General features: G+C 67.0%; 17 protein-coding genes and 4 pseudogenes. 14 read left to right on the top strand and 7 right to left on the bottom strand.

The features are described from left to right. Positions 1-346: 346 nt before the first annotated feature. Together AB0H93_RS31115 and AB0H93_RS31110 are read left to right on the top strand one after the other, a co-directional pair. Positions 347-1,255 carry an LCP family protein gene (locus AB0H93_RS31115; RefSeq protein WP_358577257.1) on the top strand — a complete coding sequence of 303 codons (909 nt, stop codon included), beginning with the start codon at positions 347-349 and terminating at the stop codon, positions 1,253-1,255. A 340-nt stretch (positions 1,256-1,595) separates the two neighbouring features. Further along, positions 1,596-2,834 carry an FAD-binding oxidoreductase gene (locus tag AB0H93_RS31110; RefSeq protein WP_358577255.1) on the top strand — a complete coding sequence of 413 codons (1,239 nt, stop codon included), beginning with the start codon at positions 1,596-1,598 and terminating at the stop codon, positions 2,832-2,834. Between the two features lie 243 nt (positions 2,835-3,077). Here AB0H93_RS31110 and AB0H93_RS31105 read toward each other — a convergent pair whose 3' ends face one another. Continuing rightward, positions 3,078-3,284 (bottom strand): hypothetical protein, encoded by a 207-nt coding sequence (locus tag AB0H93_RS31105; protein ID WP_358577253.1) that lies wholly within the window; start codon positions 3,282-3,284, stop codon positions 3,078-3,080. 490 nt (positions 3,285-3,774) lie between these two features. Between AB0H93_RS31105 and AB0H93_RS31100 the strand changes: the two genes are divergently transcribed. After that, positions 3,775-4,302, top strand: coding sequence for a nuclear transport factor 2 family protein (locus tag AB0H93_RS31100; protein WP_358577251.1), 528 nt, complete (start codon positions 3,775-3,777; stop codon positions 4,300-4,302). Positions 4,303-4,395: 93 nt separating this feature from the next. Here AB0H93_RS31100 and AB0H93_RS31095 read toward each other — a convergent pair. After that, positions 4,396-4,928, bottom strand: a pseudogene (locus AB0H93_RS31095) (MFS transporter); the annotation flags it as partial. 176 nt (positions 4,929-5,104) lie between these two features. Between AB0H93_RS31095 and AB0H93_RS31090 the strand changes: the two are divergent. The 5 genes from AB0H93_RS31090 (at position 5,105) to AB0H93_RS31070 (ending at position 7,764) form a co-directional block, all read left to right on the top strand. Next, entirely contained in the window at positions 5,105-5,233 is a 129-nt protein-coding gene (locus AB0H93_RS31090) for a lasso RiPP family leader peptide-containing protein (protein ID WP_358577249.1), read from the top strand. A gap of 98 nt (positions 5,234-5,331) precedes the next feature. After that, a complete protein-coding gene (locus AB0H93_RS31085; protein WP_358577246.1) occupies positions 5,332-5,916 on the top strand; it encodes a hypothetical protein in 585 nt (194 codons plus the stop codon). A 6-nt stretch (positions 5,917-5,922) separates the two neighbouring features. After that, entirely contained in the window at positions 5,923-7,083 is a 1,161-nt protein-coding gene (locus tag AB0H93_RS31080) for an asparagine synthase-related protein (RefSeq protein WP_358577244.1), read from the top strand. Further along, a complete protein-coding gene (locus AB0H93_RS31075) occupies positions 7,061-7,321 on the top strand; it encodes a lasso peptide biosynthesis PqqD family chaperone (protein WP_358577242.1) in 261 nt (86 codons plus the stop codon). Before AB0H93_RS31080 ends, AB0H93_RS31075 begins: the two co-directional genes overlap by 23 nt. After that, on the top strand, positions 7,318-7,764 hold the full coding sequence (locus AB0H93_RS31070; protein ID WP_358577240.1) for a lasso peptide biosynthesis B2 protein: 447 nt from the start codon (positions 7,318-7,320) through the stop codon (positions 7,762-7,764). Before AB0H93_RS31075 ends, AB0H93_RS31070 begins: the two co-directional genes overlap by 4 nt. 833 nt (positions 7,765-8,597) lie before the next feature. Here the strand turns inward: AB0H93_RS31070 and AB0H93_RS31065 are convergent. After that, positions 8,598-8,876 (bottom strand): annotated as a pseudogene (locus tag AB0H93_RS31065) (elongation factor Tu); the annotation flags it as partial. Positions 8,877-9,575: 699 nt separating this feature from the next. Here AB0H93_RS31065 and AB0H93_RS31060 point away from each other — a divergent pair. The 3 genes from AB0H93_RS31060 (at position 9,576) to AB0H93_RS31050 (ending at position 12,074) form a co-directional block, all read left to right on the top strand. Then, positions 9,576-10,082, top strand: coding sequence for a hypothetical protein (locus AB0H93_RS31060; protein WP_358577238.1), 507 nt, complete (start codon positions 9,576-9,578; stop codon positions 10,080-10,082). A gap of 525 nt (positions 10,083-10,607) precedes the next feature. Next, positions 10,608-11,267, top strand: a complete 660-nt coding sequence (locus AB0H93_RS31055) for a hypothetical protein (protein ID WP_358577235.1) — start codon at positions 10,608-10,610, stop codon at positions 11,265-11,267. A 615-nt stretch (positions 11,268-11,882) separates the two neighbouring features. Further along, a complete protein-coding gene (locus tag AB0H93_RS31050) occupies positions 11,883-12,074 on the top strand; it encodes an SDR family oxidoreductase (RefSeq protein ID WP_358577232.1) in 192 nt (63 codons plus the stop codon). A 265-nt stretch (positions 12,075-12,339) separates the two neighbouring features. Here AB0H93_RS31050 and AB0H93_RS31045 read toward each other — a convergent pair. From AB0H93_RS31045 to AB0H93_RS31035, 3 genes and pseudogenes are all read right to left on the bottom strand, one after another. Then, positions 12,340-12,486: pseudogene (locus tag AB0H93_RS31045) on the bottom strand (cytochrome P450); the annotation flags it as partial. 181 nt (positions 12,487-12,667) lie between these two features. Continuing rightward, positions 12,668-12,985 (bottom strand): recombinase family protein, encoded by a 318-nt coding sequence (locus AB0H93_RS31040; RefSeq protein WP_358577229.1) that lies wholly within the window; start codon positions 12,983-12,985, stop codon positions 12,668-12,670. Next, complete coding sequence (locus AB0H93_RS31035) at positions 12,972-13,139, bottom strand: hypothetical protein (RefSeq protein ID WP_358577227.1); 168 nt, start codon at positions 13,137-13,139, stop codon at positions 12,972-12,974. The genes AB0H93_RS31040 and AB0H93_RS31035 overlap by 14 nt, the downstream gene beginning before the upstream one ends. Before the next feature lie 898 nt (positions 13,140-14,037). Between AB0H93_RS31035 and AB0H93_RS31030 the strand changes: the two genes are divergently transcribed. The 3 genes and pseudogenes from AB0H93_RS31030 to AB0H93_RS31020 all read left to right on the top strand — a co-directional run. After that, positions 14,038-14,223: a hypothetical protein gene (locus AB0H93_RS31030; protein ID WP_358577224.1), complete on the top strand. Its 186-nt coding sequence runs from the start codon at positions 14,038-14,040 to the stop codon at positions 14,221-14,223. Continuing rightward, entirely contained in the window at positions 14,220-15,647 is a 1,428-nt protein-coding gene (locus AB0H93_RS31025) for an MFS transporter (protein ID WP_358577222.1), read from the top strand. Before AB0H93_RS31030 ends, AB0H93_RS31025 begins: the two co-directional genes overlap by 4 nt. Before the next feature lie 137 nt (positions 15,648-15,784). Further along, positions 15,785-16,070, top strand: a pseudogene (locus AB0H93_RS31020) (transposase); the annotation flags it as partial. Between the two features lie 274 nt (positions 16,071-16,344). On the opposite strand, the gene AB0H93_RS31015 reads toward AB0H93_RS31020, so the two are convergent. Next, positions 16,345-17,427, bottom strand: a complete 1,083-nt coding sequence (locus AB0H93_RS31015) for an epoxide hydrolase family protein (RefSeq protein ID WP_358577392.1) — start codon at positions 17,425-17,427, stop codon at positions 16,345-16,347. Positions 17,428-17,430 lie beyond the last annotated feature (3 nt).

Raw genomic sequence — 17,430 nt, 5'->3', positions numbered from 1 at the left:
TCTGTCCTTCATGGTGCGCAAGGGATGTGCGCATCGTTCAATGGCGATGTCATGGTTGTGTCACAGACCGCTGCTGGGGCTGTGATTTCTGGTACCCATCGCCGTCGAAGCAAACGATGGGCCACGTCGTGGAACCATCCGGACCCCGGACCTGTTACAGATCCAAGACATTTCCCGCGCATGCGCATGACATCGTCCCGCCAGACTTGATGCCATGCCAGCCGCATCGCCGCCGCCCCTGACCACCCGGCGCCGGGCTCGCCGCATCACCATCGCGCTCGTGTGCGTCGGGGCGATCGGTGCCGCCTCCTACGGCCTGCTGTCCTCCCACCTGCCGTACAAGTCCGTGGACGTCTTCGAAGCGCTGGGGGACGATCGCCCGAGCGCGGCGCCCGACAGCACGGGCCGAAAACCGCTGAATATCCTGCTGATCGGTTCGGACACCCGGTCCGGCGACAACGCCGCCTACGATGCCGCTGGCGACCAACAGATCGCCGGGGCGAGGTCGGACACGATGCTGGTGGTCCACCTCTCCGCCGACCGCCGAAGCGCCACTGTCGTCTCAATCCCCCGCGACACCCTGGCACCCCGGCCGTCGTGTCCGTTGCGCGATGGGCGATGGACGCCGGCGGCCAGGCAGGCTCCGATCAACATGGCGCTCGGGGTCGGCGGTGCGACCTGCGCGGTGACGACCGTCGAGAAGCTCACCGACCTGCGGATCGACCACGTCGTCCAGGTCGACTTCGTCGGATTCGCCAAGCTCGTCGACGCGATCGGTGGCATCGAGGTCACCCTGCCGGAACCGATCGACGATTCGTACAGCGGCCTCCACCTCCCCGCCGGCAGCCATCTGCTCAACGGCGAGCAGGCGCTGGCCTTCAACCGCACCAGGCACGGTGTCGGCGACGGCAGCGACCTCGCCAGGATCGGCCTGCAACACCAGTTCCTCACCGCGCTCTGGCACAAGCTGGATGCCGAACAACTGCTACTCGATCCTGTGCAGCTTCAGCGGATCCTGCGCACCGCGGGCTCCGCGGTCACAGTCGACAGCGCTCTGTCCTCTTTGGACGAAACTCTGGACCTCGGAACACGATTGCACGACCTGTCTCCGCAGGCGGTCACCTTTCTGACCATGCCGCACGCCAGCAGCTCGGCCGATCCCAACCGCCTGGTCCCCGAACAACCCGAGGCGGACCAGCTGTGGCTCCTGCTCCGCACCGACCAGCCCACCACGGTGCTGGACGGACCCGGCTAGGGACGTCGTCCGGTCCTCGATGGCCCTGCCCAGACATGGGCGGGCCAGAGCAGGAGTTTGCTGTGGCCGGTATCACCGCATGCCGGACCAACCGCTCCACTGCTCCAACGTCCAAATAAGAAACCGAAGAACGAAGTCAGGGGGACATAGCGTGGTCAACACTGTCGGACGGCGCACGGTGCTAGGGGTTCTTGCAACAGCTGCCGCTGCCGCCTTCCAACCGAGAATCGGCCCGGCGCACGCCGATCCCGCCCCCGTCCGCCCCGACTGGCGGTCCCTTTCAACGCTCCTCGGAGATCGGCTGGTGCAACCTCCGGATGCGCGCTACGAGGCGGACCGGATGCCATTCAATCTCCTCTACGACGATCGCAGGCCGGCCGCCCTCGCGCACGTACGCACACCGGACGAGGTGCGAGCATGCCTGGAGTTCGCGCAGACCACGCGGATGCCGGTCGCAGCACGCAGCGGCGGACACAGCTACGCGGCCTACTCGACCCCGCAGGACGGCCTGGTCATCGCCCTCGACGGCCTGAACGGGGTCGAGGTCCATGCGGACGGCACCGCATCGATCGGGCCGGGAGCGCGGCTCGGAGATGTCTATGCCGCACTGGCGCGGGCAGGACGGTGCCTGCCCGCGGGTTCATGCCCGTCGGTGGGCATCGGCGGGCTCGTCCTGGGCGGTGGTATCGGACCGCTGACCCGCCAGTACGGGTTGACCTGCGACCAGTTGGTGTCGGCGCAGGTCGTGACCGGCGACGGACACATGGTCACGGCCTCCGCCGACTCCGAACCCGAACTGTTCTGGGCGTTGCGCGGCGGAGGAGGCGGCAACTTCGGCATCGTGACCTCGCTGCAGCTGACCACCGCACCCGCCCCGGAGCTGACGGTGTTCTCGCTGCGATTCCCCGCCGGATCAGCCGCCGCCGTCTTCGGTGCGTGGCAGGACTGGCTTCCCAGCTCGCCCCGCGAGTTGTGGGCCAACTGCACAATCTCGGCGGGGACGCCGCCAACGGCACGATCGGCCGGATGCTTCGTCGGCCGGCCAGAACAGCTCGACCCGCTCCTCGACGACCTGGAACGCCGCGCCGGAGTCCGATCCGACGCACGCACGGTCCTGCCCAAGGACTTCCTGGGCGCCATGCAGTTCTTCGCAGGCAGCAGTTCCAAGCAGGCTTTCGCCGCTTCCTCGCTCATCCTGCGACACCGTGCCGATCCCGCGAGCGTGGAACGCCCCCTCACCTCCCCGACAGGTCTCGACGTGATCTTCGACGGACTCGGCGGGGCGGTGTCCGAAATGGCTTCGGACAAAACCGCGTTCCCGCACCGGGACGCGCTGGCCACCGCCCAGGTCTACGCAGGCGCGAAACCCGCGCAGAGCGAACCGGCAACCTCGCGAGTGAGGGAGGTCCGCGACCAGCTCAGCAACGTGCTGGGCGACACCGGCGCGTACGTGAACTACATCGCCCCGGGGCGACCGACCGACGACTACTACGGAACCCATCTGCCCCGGCTCCGCTCCGTCGCGGCGACCTACGACCCCGACCACGTGCTCGCATTCCCGCAGTCGGTGGCCGCATAGCACCGGGCAGATGTCCTCGTTCGTCGCGGACATCAAAGGGACGACCTCGAAGGACGCCGGGCTCCCGCGTGGCGGACGCCGCTGACCGATACACACGGGCCGCTGCCGCCGCCGGCCTGCACAACCTCGATGACCTCAAGGTCCAGGCCGTGGGCCTGGGCGACTTCATATCCATCCGTCAGCCGGCGGCCGATCCCGACGTCTTCGCGAAATCGCGGACGTCGCCGAGCGTTTCCACGCAGATCATGACCTGTTCCACTCGGCGTACGCGCCGAACCCGGACATCATCGCTTGCGGCCCGATCTCGTCCGCGACCACTTTGCCCGGCTCGATGAGCACCTCATCGAGCACCACGGCCGCACCCTCGGCGGTGAACAACCGCGCGGTGGCAGCTCCTCTGCCTTGCCCGGCGCCGGTGATGACGGCCACCTTGCCGTCGAGTCGCCCCATCGGAGTCCCCTTCACTGGCGGAGTGCCCGAAATCCGGCTGGGCTCTCGGCCCCAGGGTTCCAGCCACGCCCACCGAATGCGCGCAGCTTTCCCGCTCACCGGGAGTCGCCTGCGGCCTGGAACGCGCGATCCTGGCTGGAATCGATGCCCGGGCCGACCTGATGTCGGAGGCGTGGTGGTCGCCGGGCATCACCCACCCGGACGGAACTTCTACGTTCTCGCTGTGGTTCACCGGCGGGATCCTCGTCGACGACAACGCGGAGCGCTTCGTCAACACGCCGCTTCTCCCACGGGGCGGTGCGATGATGCTGCTTGACGCCTTCTCCGGCGCATGCTTAACCTAACCGCCATCAAGCAAGCGCTTGGGCAATTCCCGAACTCGTCGGACCGCTCGATGCGCGCCCGCCGAAGCCGTGTGCGCTGTCCCTGGCGCACCCGGGTGGCGGCAATCGTGGCGGCTGGAAGCCGATATCGATGCAGGAGGAAAGGCATGTCGAGCGATCACGTGGGCGCGATGCCGTCGGTGGCGGAGCAGGTGCTGGCGATCTCGGAGATTCAATCGCTTTTCGCCAAGCGCCTCCGCGCGATGGACACGAAACAGTGGGACCGCTACGCGGAGTGCCACACCGACGACGTGGTCAGCGAGTCCTACGCCGACGTTCCGGACCAGAACCGACCGCAGACGGACGGTCGGGAGAACAAGGTGGTCGGAGCCGTCGCGCTTACGAAAGCGATCTCCGGGCTCCTCGACGGTGCCACCAAGGTCACCACGGTGCACCACGGCCACACACCGGAGATCGAGCTCACCTCCCCGACCACGGCGCGCGGAGTCTGGGCGATGGAGGACGAGCTCTGGTGGCAGCGCGGTGATGTCACCGAGCACATGCACGGCTACGGCCACTACCACGAGGAATACCGGAAGGTGGAGGGGCGGTGGCGGATCAGCTACCGCAAGCTCACCCGCCTCCGCGTCACCAAGACGCCCGGGTTCTTCGGGTACCTCCGCGGCCGGCTGTAGCGGGCGCTCTGCCGCACGACACGCGGCGTCCCTCCTCGATCGCCGTGCGGTGCGACCGATGAACAGTCCACAGAGGAAGCTCCCATCTGTCACGATCACGGCGAGCACGAGGTAGGTGGCGTGCCAGTCCAGGTACCCGTTCAACGCCGCGGTCAGGGCGCGAATACGGTGCTGGCCAGTCCGGCCACGAGCGTGAGGGCGGTCAGCGCGCGAACGCGGTCCGGCCCGTACCAGCGGGTCAGCGCGGCGAACGCGGGCGGGCAGAAGGCGGCCGCCATCGCCAGCCCCGCCACGGCCCATGCGAGGAGGAACAGCTCATAGGTCGGGACATAGGTGATCCCGACGATCGCGGGCACCGCCAGGACCGCCCCACCGATCATCACCGCACGAGGCCCACGCCGGTCCAGCCACCTGCGCACCGCGATGCCCGCGAACGCGGAGACGATCTGGCTGACCGAGAACGCCCACGTCACCGCCGGCACCGACCACCCCGTCTCCACACTGATCCGCGGCGCGAGAACGGGAAAGGCGTAGTACAGCACGCCCCAGCTGGTGACCTCGGTGATGCACAGTGCGATCAACGCCCACCGTCGCCGCGCCTGCGAGATCTCGAGGGACCGGCCCACATTGTGCGTGCTGCCGTGGTCGATCACGTCGTTTTCTTGACATAGCCAGTTGTGGGTCACCGAGCCGGTGGGTCTGCCGAGTGGTGGCTCCCAGGTTCGGTTGCCGCGCACGGCAACCGCTCCCACAGTTGCTTGCGGTAGCAATCAGCTACTTCGTGTAACTGTTGGAGGTTGTGATGACCGAACAGACGTTCACGGACGTTTACATCCCGCCGATGCTGGTGGAGGTCGGTGAGTTCAACGAGGACACACTCGGCTCCGGATTTTTCGGCGGCGACTCCTTCGCTGAGTACGGTCAAGACTAGGTCCAGTGCCGATGTCGTGTGACGGGTTCGTGGTCTTGCCGGACGTAGCCACCCCCGCGGCGCTGTGGGACGCGCTTCCGTGGGCATCACCTCGGGTGGTGCCGCATGCGTCGGGGCGGCCGTGGCTGGTGGGGAGGTGGCCGGCCGGGCAGGTTGTGCTGGCCGGTGCGGGCCCGGTGCGCGTGGGTGTGATCGGCGTCGGTCCGGTCACACCCACGCGGCTGTCCGAACTGGCGGCGCGGGTGCGGTCCGTGTCCGATGTGGATTCGTTGGTGGCGGCGTTGCCGGGGTCGTGGCACGTCGTCGTGTCGATCCACGGCCAGGTACGCCTCCAGGGCGGCATGACCGGGCTACGCCGGGTGTTCTGCACTCGAGTGCACGGTGTCGATGTCGCTTCAGACCGTGCAGATCTCCTCGCCGCCATGGCCCGCTCAGGGGTGGACGAGGAGGCGCTGGCGGTGCGGTTGGTCTGTGGAAGGCAGCTTCCGCCACCGCTGAACGAACGGCCGGTCTGGTCGGGGATCTCCGCGGTGCCTGCCGATCACTGCCTGGTGTGGGAGCGGGATCGGGCGCGGCAACTGCGCTGGTGGTCTCCGCCTGCGGCCCGGCAGCCGTTCGAGCAGGGTGTGGTGGCCGTACGCGAGGTGCTGACCACGGCGATGGACAAGCGCGTCCCTGCCTAGGGGCGGTTGAGCACCGACCTGTCTGGAGGCATGGACTCGACGTCGCTGTGCTTCCTGGCTGCCAGCGCCACACCGAACCTACTGACCTTCCGGTGGGGTGAGGCCGAGGCGGGCAACGACGATGCCGTGTTCGCCGCTCACGCGATGCGCGCTCTGGCCGAGGCCGAGCACCACGTCGTGGCCCCGCACGAGCTTCCGCCACTGTTCGCCGACCCGCACGTGCCAGAAGGCACCGAGGAGCCGTACCCGTTCGCCCGCACCGCCGCCCGCACCCGCCACAGCGCACGCGTGCTCGCCCAGCGCGGTTCCCGACGGCATCTGGCCGGGCACGGCGGCGACGAACTGTTCACCCCGTTGCCGGGCTACCTGCACCACCTGCTGTGGCGGCACCCGATCACCGCCATCCGCCACGTACGCGGATACGCCGCACTGAAACGCTGGCCAACGTGGTCCACCCTTGCCAAGCTGGCCCGGCCGGGGGATGTGGCGTCCTGGTGGCGCACCCAAGCCAACTGGCTCACCGCGCCCGCGCCACCGAGACGCCGACCGGTCCTGGGATGGGGGCTTTGGCCGCTGCGCGCACCGGATTGGGCCACCAGCGCCGGCATCGACCTCGCACAAGCGGCGCTGCGGCGGGCCGCCGAGCAAGCACAGCCGCTGGCCACCGATCCCGGCCAGCACCAGACACTGCTCGTCCTGCGCACCTACGCGGCCCACTACCGACTGCTGGCACGCCTATTCTCTGAGGCCGGAACAGAGCTGGACGTACCGTTCTTCGATGATCGCGTCGCCGAAGCGGTGCTGACGGTGCGGACCCACGAACATGCCGGGCCGTGGCGCTACAAGCCGCTGCTGGCCGAGGCGATGCGCGGCATCGTGCCCGATGAGATCGCAGGCCGCTCCACCAAAGGTGAGTTCAGCGCCGACATCCGTATCGGGTTGCACCGCAACACGCCCTCGATCCTGGAGTCGTTCGCCGACTCAGCCTTGGCCGAGCACGGCTTGATCAACCCCGACGCGGTGCGCACCCATCTGGTCACTCCGCAGCCCACCACCACCGGCGCCTTCGCCCTGGAGGCGCTGATCGGCTGCGAAACCTGGCTGCGCACCGCACTCCAGCCCACCACCCCGACCAGGAGGACCGATGCTGCTCCGACTGCACCCTGAGGTGACCAGCACCGACACCGACGACGGCACCGTCCTGCTGCACGGCCGCACCGGGCGCTACTTTCAGCTCAACCCCACCGGCACCCGCGTCCTGCAGCGGCTGCTCGGCGGCAGCCCGCCCGACCACATCGCCGCCGAACTCGCCGAACACCACCACATCGCCCCGGAACGAGCCGCACGTGACGTGACCGCCGTCGTCGACCAGCTCCGCACCGCCGAACTGGTGATCACGTCATGAGCATGCCCGTCACCCTGGCCGAACAACACCGGCTGCCCTGGCGCCGCAGGCTCCTGCCACTGCTGGCCGTGGCCCTCGCCCGCCCTCTGGCCTCGATTCGTCCGGCCCGGCTGCGGCGTGTCCTGGAGTTCGCCCGACGCGGCGCGGCACCGGCAACCGCCGACCAAGCCCTGGCCGCGCGCCAGGCGGCGGTGTCGGTCAGCCTGCGCTGCGCCGGGCGCGGCTGCCTGCAACGCTCCATCGCCACCGCCCTGCTCTGCCGTGCCCGAGGCACCTGGCCCACCTGGTGCACCGGGGTGCGCACGCAGCCCTTCGCCGCCCACGCCTGGATCGAAGCCGACGGCCAGCTCATCGGCGAATCGCACCCGAAAGGCCACTACCGGCCCCTGCTGACCATCGGCCCCCAACCCGACGACCACCGCCGCAGCCACCCTCACGCGTAGCGTGAGCCAGCAGGCTGGAGCAGTGCCGGGTTTTCGGCGTCGGCTACCGGAACGCCACCTTGGAATCCGGGCCCTCATCGACGCCAACGAGGCTGTCGAGCAGCAGTCCCACCGCTTCGAACCACCGCCACGGCCGACCTCATTCGACGGCGGCGACACCTGTTGCAGCAAGCGACACGCTGCTCCTACGCCCTGAGCTGCGCCTATGCCGAAGCCCAGCCGAGAGAACGCTTCTGCACCCCATAGAAGCGCCGCACCCGGCGTGGATCTGGTGGAAGCTCACCGAGCGGTCCCGGGTTGCTCGGTGAAGAGTGCACGGGACGGTGACCAGTCCGAAGGTTATCTGGAGGTGCTGGGGATATTCTCCGGTCAGAGACTCAATCCGTGTTGAGGCACGTTTGGCATTGGTGACGCCCGCCGCGCCCCAAAGTGCACCGCAGCAAGGCTGAAACGGGCAACGACGGCGGCATCTACGCCGCACACAGGCGATCCGCGCCCTGCCCGAGACCGAGCACCTAGTGGTCGCGCCCGAGGATCTGCCGATGATGTTCGCGGACCCCGCCCGGGTCGTCGCTACCGAGGCCCCCTGCCCCTTCACCCACGCCTGGAAGAGGCCCGCCTGGTCCTGTTTCCACTGGCCATGAGCCACCGTATGTCCATTGTGTCCAGTATAGGCGGCGGGGCGTCACCAGTGCGCACGCTTGCAAGCGACCAGCTAGCACCTGGAATGACGCCGACCAGGTCGATTGGTGTGACAGGCGAGTGCCAGCGTGCCCACCTCCTCGGGCGCCACCTCCGACACCCGGATAAAGCCCATGTCCGGGGCCTAGGACTCACAGGACCTGGGACACAACTCCGGTGCCGACGGTCCTGTCTCCTTCGCGGATCGTAAACCGCAGTCCCTCTTCCATGGCGACCGGCTGGATCAGGTTGACCGTCATTTCAGCGTTGTCGCCTGGCATGGCCATCTCGTTGCTGTCGTGCAGTGTGATGACCCCAGCGACGTTGCAGGTACGGAAGGAGAACTCGGGGCGGTAGCCGTTGAAGATCGGGGTCTGCCGTCCTCCCTGTTCCCTGCTGAGGAGGTGGACGTCAGCGACAAATGTGGTGTGGGTGGGGCTGGACTTTAGGTCGATGCCGAAGGAGAGGCCCTCGGGAGGTTCGGGGAGGTCGACCGCGTCGGGCACGTCGTCGAACAGGCACAGCAGTACGTCCGGAGCCAGGTGGGCGCGGCGCAGTTCGGGGACCGGGGAGCCATCGCGGGTTGCGGTGAGGTCGAATTCCGGCCACGCCGGCACGAGTGCGGATTTGATCAGAACTCCCGCGCGTGGAGGCTCGGCGGTGGTGGCGCGGGCGATGGCTTGGTCGAGGTAGGGGGCCAGTGTGACGTCCAGTTCGGTGTGGGCGCCGGTGGATTGAGCCCCGGCGACCAGGGCCTCGATCCACGCCCGGTCGATGCGGAAGACGCGCAGCGACTCCGGGGGCAGGAGGGCCGGATCGGGGACGAGGGCGGGCAGCGGGACACCGACGAGGAGTGTGAGGTCGTCCAGCCGTGCGGCAAGTGAGGCACCGCACTGGTCCGCGGTAGCGGCGAGCTGTTCCTGGGCGCGGGCCATCTCGGAGTCGGCGGCCGGTGGCGCCTCGCCCGCGGACGGGGCGGCGGGCACGACGGTCGTCATCCCGGCGCACAGCGTGCGGGACGTGCTGACCGAAGCGCAACACCAGCCCAGCAGCATGCACGTCGTCAATCCGAAACTGGGCCAGATGCGGAAACAGGACCCCAAGCACTCCAAGATCAGCACACCCAGCACATGATCAACTACCCGGCAGGCGAGCAGCATCCGGGTCCATCACGGAAACCGTGCCAGAGCCAGTATTCGCCTGCCGCCGACATTTTGCTGGTAATCGGCGTTCGTCAACCATTCGTCAGCCGGTCGGGCTTCGTCATCAGCGGCGTTCAGCCCGACACCCACGAAACCGCAATGGGCCGGGGTGGTGTGCAAGCAGGGCCGCTTCTCGGGCTTGGCCTGCGGCGCCATGATCGCCTTCCCGGGGGTGCCCAACGAGCAGGTCTGCCAGGGCACGTTTCCCCGATGCTGTTCGTCATTGGCTCGGGCCTCAAGGCCCCGATCCCGAGCGGCTACTTCTGCCACACGTGTTCACCGGGCAGCGACTCGGGCTCGCCGGTCGCGGTTGGAACGACGCTGCTCGACCACACCTGGGTCGCCGGCAGCAGCGCGTCCATCCTGTCGATCATCAACGACATGAACGCCCGAGGCGGCCTCGGCGCCGGCTTCACCCTGGCTCCGGGACGCTGAGTTTTCGAGGTGAACGGCACCTTCGCATCGCCTGGCGAAGCAAAGGCGCCGTTCGCTCTTCATCCATCAGGACGTACGGCTCTCGCTACCTAGTAAAAATTTCTTGTCGGATTTCCCGGAGCCCCTTGACGTAACCGACAGTGCACGCGGAATATTCACGGCGCTGCGGGAACACAGAAGAGACTTTCGACCATTTCGTACTCAGGCCGCCGCTTGATACCGTTGTCTTGTTGTAGCAGTAGTCGCTGAGGGGGTGATGGTATTACCGCGACGTATAGGAGCCTATCGCTGCGACGGCACGATCCTCATGTGCGTAGCGTAGTTTCACGCACAAGTCTCCGAATATCAGCGATTTTAAACGCCACATGCGCCCGAATTGCAGCCTGCGGTTGCCTTGTATCGGGCCAACTGTGCGCAATAAGTAGCTAATCATCTCGATTTTACGGTTACTCTGTTCGCCATATTGGGAAGCCATCGCGACCGGGTATCCCGATGGAATTCCCCCAAGCTCATCGAGGAGCACCGATGACAACGATGACCACTACGGCCACTGTGGTAAACAGTACTACATATGCATCATCCCAGCTCGGCCTCGCTGTTGACTCGCGTCATCCCACGAAGATGGAAACCTGGTGGGTGGCGCCGGATGGTGCGGTGAAGGGTGCGTTCTTCCAGGAGAGCCCACCTTGGCATACCTACGAGGTCGCACCCGCGGGATCCGCATCCACGACCACCCGCATTACTGCCCTCTCGCGTCTTCCTGAGGCTCTAGAAATCTGGTGGGTGACGCCGGATGGTGCGGTGAAGGGTGCATACCATTATGATGGCGGAGTTTGGACGACCTACCCGATCGCACCCGCAGGATCCGCATCTCCGGACAGCCGTTGTGCTGCTGTCTCGCGTATTCCTACGAGTATGGAAATCTTTTGGGTGGCGCCGGATGGTGCGGTGAAGGGCGCGTACTGGCATGACGACAAAACAGGTTGGCATACCTTCGATATCGCACCCGCAGGATCCGCATCCACGACCGGCCATCTTTCTGCTCTCTCGCGTTTTCCCACAGCTCTGGAAATCTGGTGGGTGGCACCGAATGGTGCGGTAAAGGACGCGTTCAAATACACCGACGTCGAACAGCCTTGGCGGGTCATCGAGATCGCACCCGCAGGATCCTCAGAGCCTGCGTGACGGGCGACGGGGTCGTGGCCACCGTGTAGCACGGTGTACGGGACATGGGTAGCTGGCCGGAACGTCTCGCCGCATGCGGGTGCTCGACTGGGTGGAGATCCCACGGCGGTGGTGTCGGCGGGACCTCAGAGTCGAGAAGAAGCCTACGAAGGTTTCCTGGACTCCCACACACACGGACGTTGACGTTCCCGGCAAGCTGTGGCGGGACAGGTCACCATGTCCCGAAACCGAGCACCCGCTAGACGCGCCATGGGGGTGTTCGGACACACGTCGGGACACCCGATAGCACCTGTCCCAATCGTGCATCAGCCGACATTTTCGCAGTTCACAATGCAAATCCACCTGTCCCGCCGAGGCGTTCCAGGTGGACACCCGGTGGGACAGGCGGGACAACAAAAAGGCCCCTGCCTCAACCGATCTCGGGAAGGCGAAGGCGTGTAGTTAGCGTGCAACTCTCGGACACAGAATTACCCCATGGTAAGGGGCCTTGTCGCTGGTCAGGCTCGGTCGGATGTCATGACCGAGCCTGACTTGTTGTAGACGATGATCAGGTTGTGCTCTCGCAGGAGCCTGGCAGTCTCTTCGGGTTGACCATCGCAGGCGAGGACCGAGTTGGTGAGCTCGGATGCGAGCTCCGCGAGCAAGTGGTCTTCGCGGACATTGGTGAAGGACCAGAACGTCACGACTGGCCGCATCACCGAGCCTGAGGAAGTGGCGGCCCTGATCGCGTTCCTCCTCTCCGACGTAGCCGGCAACATCACCGGCGTCAACCACGTCATCGACGACGGCATGGTCAAGTCGGTCTGAACCGGAAGTGCGCCGGAAGGAGCAGCCCCGCCCCTAGAAGACGGATGAAGATCTTGGGTTCTGGTCCCGCTGCGTCAGCGGTGGGGCCAGACTCGTGTGGCGGTTCAGGGGGATGGACTGGGAACACGGTCGGGCCGGACGTGTGGGTCATCCGCCTCGCGGAGAACGGCCCGTGGCGCTTGTCCCACGGGCAACCGGATGGTTTCTCCAGGTCGTCGCCCATTCGCGGATGGGGGTCAGGTCGATCGGCTCGCTGCGCCGCCATCCGCTGTTCCATCGACAACGAGATGTCCAGCAGCCGGGCGGAACGCTCCTGGAACTCGTCGCAATCCGCGTACGGCACGCCCAGCAATTCGCAGATCACCAACGACGGGATCGGCAACGCGAAGTTCGACACCAGATCGGCCGGCTTGCCCACCCGCGGTCACCCCGAGCGTCACCTTGCGGTTGGTGCGTCAGGCAATCAGGTCGGTAGATCTTGGCATCGGCGCGGTCAGTGGTCGGGCGGGCACCGGTGTGTCGGGTGGTCGACGGGCGCCGCCTCTGCGGACAGCCGCGCGAAACGCTCCATCAAGATTACAGCAGCTCGCCGTCTACTTATCTTGAGGCCGTGAAGGAATCCTCGAGCATAGCGAGGTGCACGCCGCGTAGGGGGCTCGGCCGCCTTGGTGGCGGCCCTCGTTGAGCACCTGCGCATCCATCGCGGCCCGCACCCGCGCCTGCACGTGCTGGCGTTCCGACTCGCTCATGCCGCCGAGCACGCTCATCAGCATCTTGCGCGACGGGTTGCGGGCGTCGAACTTCCCGCCCAGCTCGGGCACCCACAGGTCCACCCCGTAGGCGGCGAACTTCGGAGCGACCAGCGAGAACTGGTTGCCGAACCAGCATCGCGTGCCCTCACCAACGACCACGGCATTCCACCCGGTTCGGGTCCTTCAACGCCGCCAGCAGTCGTTCAGCCTCTCGGCGACGCTCCCACGGCACCGAACGCGACTGCCCGACGTCGAAGTACTCGGCTGCGATCATTCCGCCCAATGGCCCGACGAACTTCTGCGCGTTGTTCAACTACCATCCGTGCGACGTTTCCGGATCCTGGTTGTCCTCAGTGGAGCACCGCCCGTAGAAACCGCATGGGCCGATCCCATCATCGATGGTGTCGATCACCTCGATGCCGAACAAAGCCATCGAGCGCACCACAGGCTCGGGCGTCCTGACCCGGGACGTCGGTGGCACCGCCACCACCGACGAGGTCGTCGCCGCGGTCATCGAACACCTCGCCTGACAACTACAACCCAACAACCTTAAGGGCGGCTTGCACAGTCGCTAGCGGTCGTCGGGTCGGGCGGGCATCTTGTATGGGTTGCTTGCTGGGTACGATGTGCACTCTCGTCGCTCTCAGCAATCGCCCGAGCCCGCGCAAGGTAGCCGCAGTACGGTAGGGGCGGACAGCATGCGAGACGCCGGGGCCGTGTGACTGCAGCGGAACATTCAAGCTGTTCCGGCGCGGGCTCGCCGCCGCGCGCGAAGCGGGTTTGCCGCTGCGGGTCAACGTGATCGCGGTCAAGGACGACAAGCACGAGGAAACCGAAATGCAGGGCCTCGCCGGTCGTCGCCTTCCAGGTAGTCGACCAGTCGCCCGTCATTGTCCAGGAACGCGCCCTGCAGCCCCCGGGGCGTGCGGTCACCCACCACGGCGCGGAAGTAGGTCGTCGCATCCGCCAAGGTGGTCTCCGCGTGCGAACGGGTCGTCCGGGTAGTAGGTGCCGGCGACCATCTCGGCGACCTCCACATTGGGCGGGACGTCCTTGATCGCTGCCGTGACCTCAGCGAGGTCGGATTCATTGACGGGGCAATCGAATCCGGGCTCCGCGGCGCCCGTGACGTGCACGAGATCCTCGCCTAGTACGCCAGTTGTAGATCGTGATCTTGGTGGTGGGTGGTTGGGAATCAGGACGGCCACCGCGTGATCATCGACATCACCACCGACGCGCAAGGCACGACGCTGCATTTCACGCACGAAGGCCTCACCGCGGCGGAATCCGCCTGCTTCGAAGCGTGCTCGCGCGCCTGGACCTTCTTCATCACCAAGAGCCTGCCGCAGCTGATCACCACCGGCGCCGGCCAGCCCATTGCGAGCTACCGCCGGTGAACCGCCGCGAGTTGAAGGACACCGAACCCATGTCTGCCGTGGAAAGCACCGTGGAAACCACGCGCGAGAAGAAGGCACGACCTCGCCAAGCGCTCGTACTGGTACTGGCGTGCGCCGCCATGGCGATGGTGGGCCTCGACATCGCCATCGTGAACGTGGCCCTGCCCTCGATCCAGCGAGACCTCAGAATCAGCCAAGGCGGTTTGCAATGGGTTGTCGTCGCCTACGGTCTCCTGCTCGGCGGATTCCTCCTCATCGGTGGCCGGATGACCGACCTGCTAGGACGACGCCGCGCCTTGCTCGCCGGCCTTGGCTTGTTCACCGCCGCGTCGCTGGTGGCGGGCGTGGCGCAGCACAGCGGCGTGCTGATCGCGGCGCGTGGGCTCCAGGGGTTGGGCGGTGCACTCATCGCACCGGCAGTCTTGTCGCTGCTGGCTGTCACCTTCCGTGAAGGGCGGGAACGCAATCGGGCTCTCGGCATCGTCGGAGCCGTCGGCGGAGTAGCCGGAACGGTGGGCGTTGTCGCGAGCGGTCTCATTGCCGCTGGTCCGGGCTGGCGGTGGGCGTTCTTCATCAACGTTCCCGCCGGCCTCGCGCTCATCGCACTCGCCATCACCTGCCTTGCGGCCGATGAACCCGGTGGCCGTTCCGGGCGGCTCGACGTCGCAGCGGCCAGCGCGGTGACCGGCGGACTGCTGACATTCGTCTACGCACTCCACCATGCCTCCACCCACGGATGGACCTCCGCCGGCACACTGGCGTGGTTCATCGCGGCCGGCGTGCTGATGGCCGTGTTCGTGTGGTCGGAGAAGCGTTCACCAGCCCCGCTCGTGCCGGCCAGGGCGCTGAGGAACCGCACGCTCGTCGCGGCGAACCTCACCGCGCTGCTCGCATTCGGCGCGTTCTTCTCGTTCATCTTCCTCGGATCGCTGCTGATGCAGCAGGAACTCGGCTACTCAGCAGCGCGAACAGGTCTGGCGTGGCTGGCCACGACAACGACCGGGTTCGGGGTCGCGTGGGCCGTCGGCCGTCTCGCAGCCGCCGTGGGCGTCCGGTGCCTGCTGGTGACCGGCCTGACGCTGGTGACCGTCGGAGTGGTGTGGCTTACTCGGGTCCCCGCCGACGCCGTCTACCTCACCAACCTGCTTCCGGCGTTCCTGGTCGCCGGACTCGGCTTCGGGGTCTGCGGGCCCTCGCTCCAGATCGGCGCGCTGGCCGGTGTCACCGAATCGGAATCAGGACTCGCATCGGGCTTGCTCGAGACAATGCGCGAGATCGGCGGCGCGGCAGGCGTCGCCGCCGTATCAACAGTCCTCGTAGCCGGAACCGGCCTCGACGGCTTCCACACCGCATTCGCCGCTATCGGTATCCTCGCCGGTCTCGGAGCCATCGTCGCAGCAACCGGCTTCCGGCGCGGCACCTAACCGGTTGCCGCCCTGGCCTGCGCCCGCACGCGCTGGGGACGGGGACGGCCACCGCGTGATCATCATTGTTTGTGACGACAAGCGAAAGTCGTGCGATGGCCGTGCAGGCCAGCGTCGTCCCTGGCCGGTGGCAGGTGATGTTCGAGGACCTGGTCGGCCGGATGGCCTGCAGGTTCGTGCGGGTGGAGCCGCGCCTCCGGATGCGGGCGTTGTTGGAGGGGTTGCTGGCCGAGCTGCCGCGCAAGAACTGCTGGACGCTGGCCGAGCACGTCCGCCAGGCCACCCCGTACGGGATGCAGCATCTGCTGTCACGCGCTGTATGGGACGCCGACCTGATCCGCGATGACCTGCGCGAGTACGTGAACAGAACAGCTCGGCGGCGCCGACGCGGTGCTGGTGGTGGACGAGACCGGCGATCTGAAGGGGCTCACCGAGTTCCGGATCGCCGAGGTGGAACTCGAAGCGAGCCGCCGAGACCCGTACCGAAGCCTGAGCCAAAGGATTCACCTCCTCGCACGCAGGTAACCCGACGCAGAACCCACGGCTACCTGTCACAGCGCCGGTATCGCAGTCGGCGCCATGGGCACGACGGTGCGGCTGGACTCGGCGAAGGCGAAAGGCCTGTTGGCCGCGAAGCTCCGGGGTGCCCGGAGTTCGCGGCCGGCAGTGTCTCATGGCGGGTGGCGCCCCGGTGGTCCTACTTGATCTGCGTGAGGAAGAAGTCCCGGACGTCCTCGGCGAGCAGCTCCGGCACCTCCATCGCGGCGAAGTGGCCGCCGCGCTCGAACTCCGACCAGTGCCTGATGTCGAACAGACGCTCGGCCAGCGGGCGCACCGACTGCGTGATGTCGTGCGCGAACACCGCCACGCCGACCGGTACCGGGCACGGATCGATCCGTCGCGGTGCCTCGCGGTGCAGCCGCGCCGAGGAAGCCGCAGTGGCGGTCAGCCAGTACAGCGAGACGTCGGTGAGCATCCGCTCGTCACCGATCTGCGAACGCGGGTCCGCCCACTGCGCGAAGCGCTCGGCGATCCAGGCCAGCTGACCCACCGGCGAGTCGGTCAGCGCGTAGCCGATGGTCTGCGGGGTGGTGGCCTGCAGGGCCTGGTACGGCGGACGATTCGCCATCAACTGCCTGACCTTGTCCAGCCGAGCTTCATCCATTTCGGACAGTTCGATGTCGGCGTCCGGAATCGGCCGGGTCGGCAGGTAGTTGACGTGCACCCCGACGACCTGCTCGGCTGCCACCGCGCCGAGCGCCGTTGAGATGCCCGAGCCGAAGTCGCCGCCCTGCGCGCCATAGCGCTCGTACCCGAGACGGCGCATGAGTTCGGCCCAGGCCCGCGCGACCCGGACGATATCCCAGCCGCGCTCGTGGGTCGGCCCGGAGAAGCCGAACCCCGGGATGGATGGGATCACCAGGTGGAAGTCGCGCGACAGCGGCTCGATCACATCGAGGAATTCCAGGAACGAACCGGGCCAGCCGTGGGTGAGGATCAGCGCCAGCGCGCCCGGCTCGGCAGACCGGACGTGGACGAAGTGGATGTGCTGGCCGTCGATCTCGGTGGTGAAGTGCGGCAGCTCGTTGAGCTCGGCCTCGTGCTCGCGCCAGTCGTAGCCGGTGCGCCAGTATTCGGCCAGTTGCTTGAGCCGAGCCAGCGGGAAGCCGTAGTCCCAGCCGGCTTCGGTGATCTCGTTGGGCCAACGGGTGCGGGAGAGCCGGTCGTTCAGGTCGTCGAGGTCTGCCTGGGGGATGTCGATGCGGAACGGCTTGATCACGTT

Source organism: Saccharopolyspora sp. NPDC050642 (assembly GCF_040654735.1).
GTDB lineage: Bacteria > Actinomycetota > Actinomycetes > Mycobacteriales > Pseudonocardiaceae > Saccharopolyspora > Saccharopolyspora elongata.
Note: the sequence above shows the minus strand (reverse complement) of the source record. Positions and strands in the feature narration are given on the sequence as shown.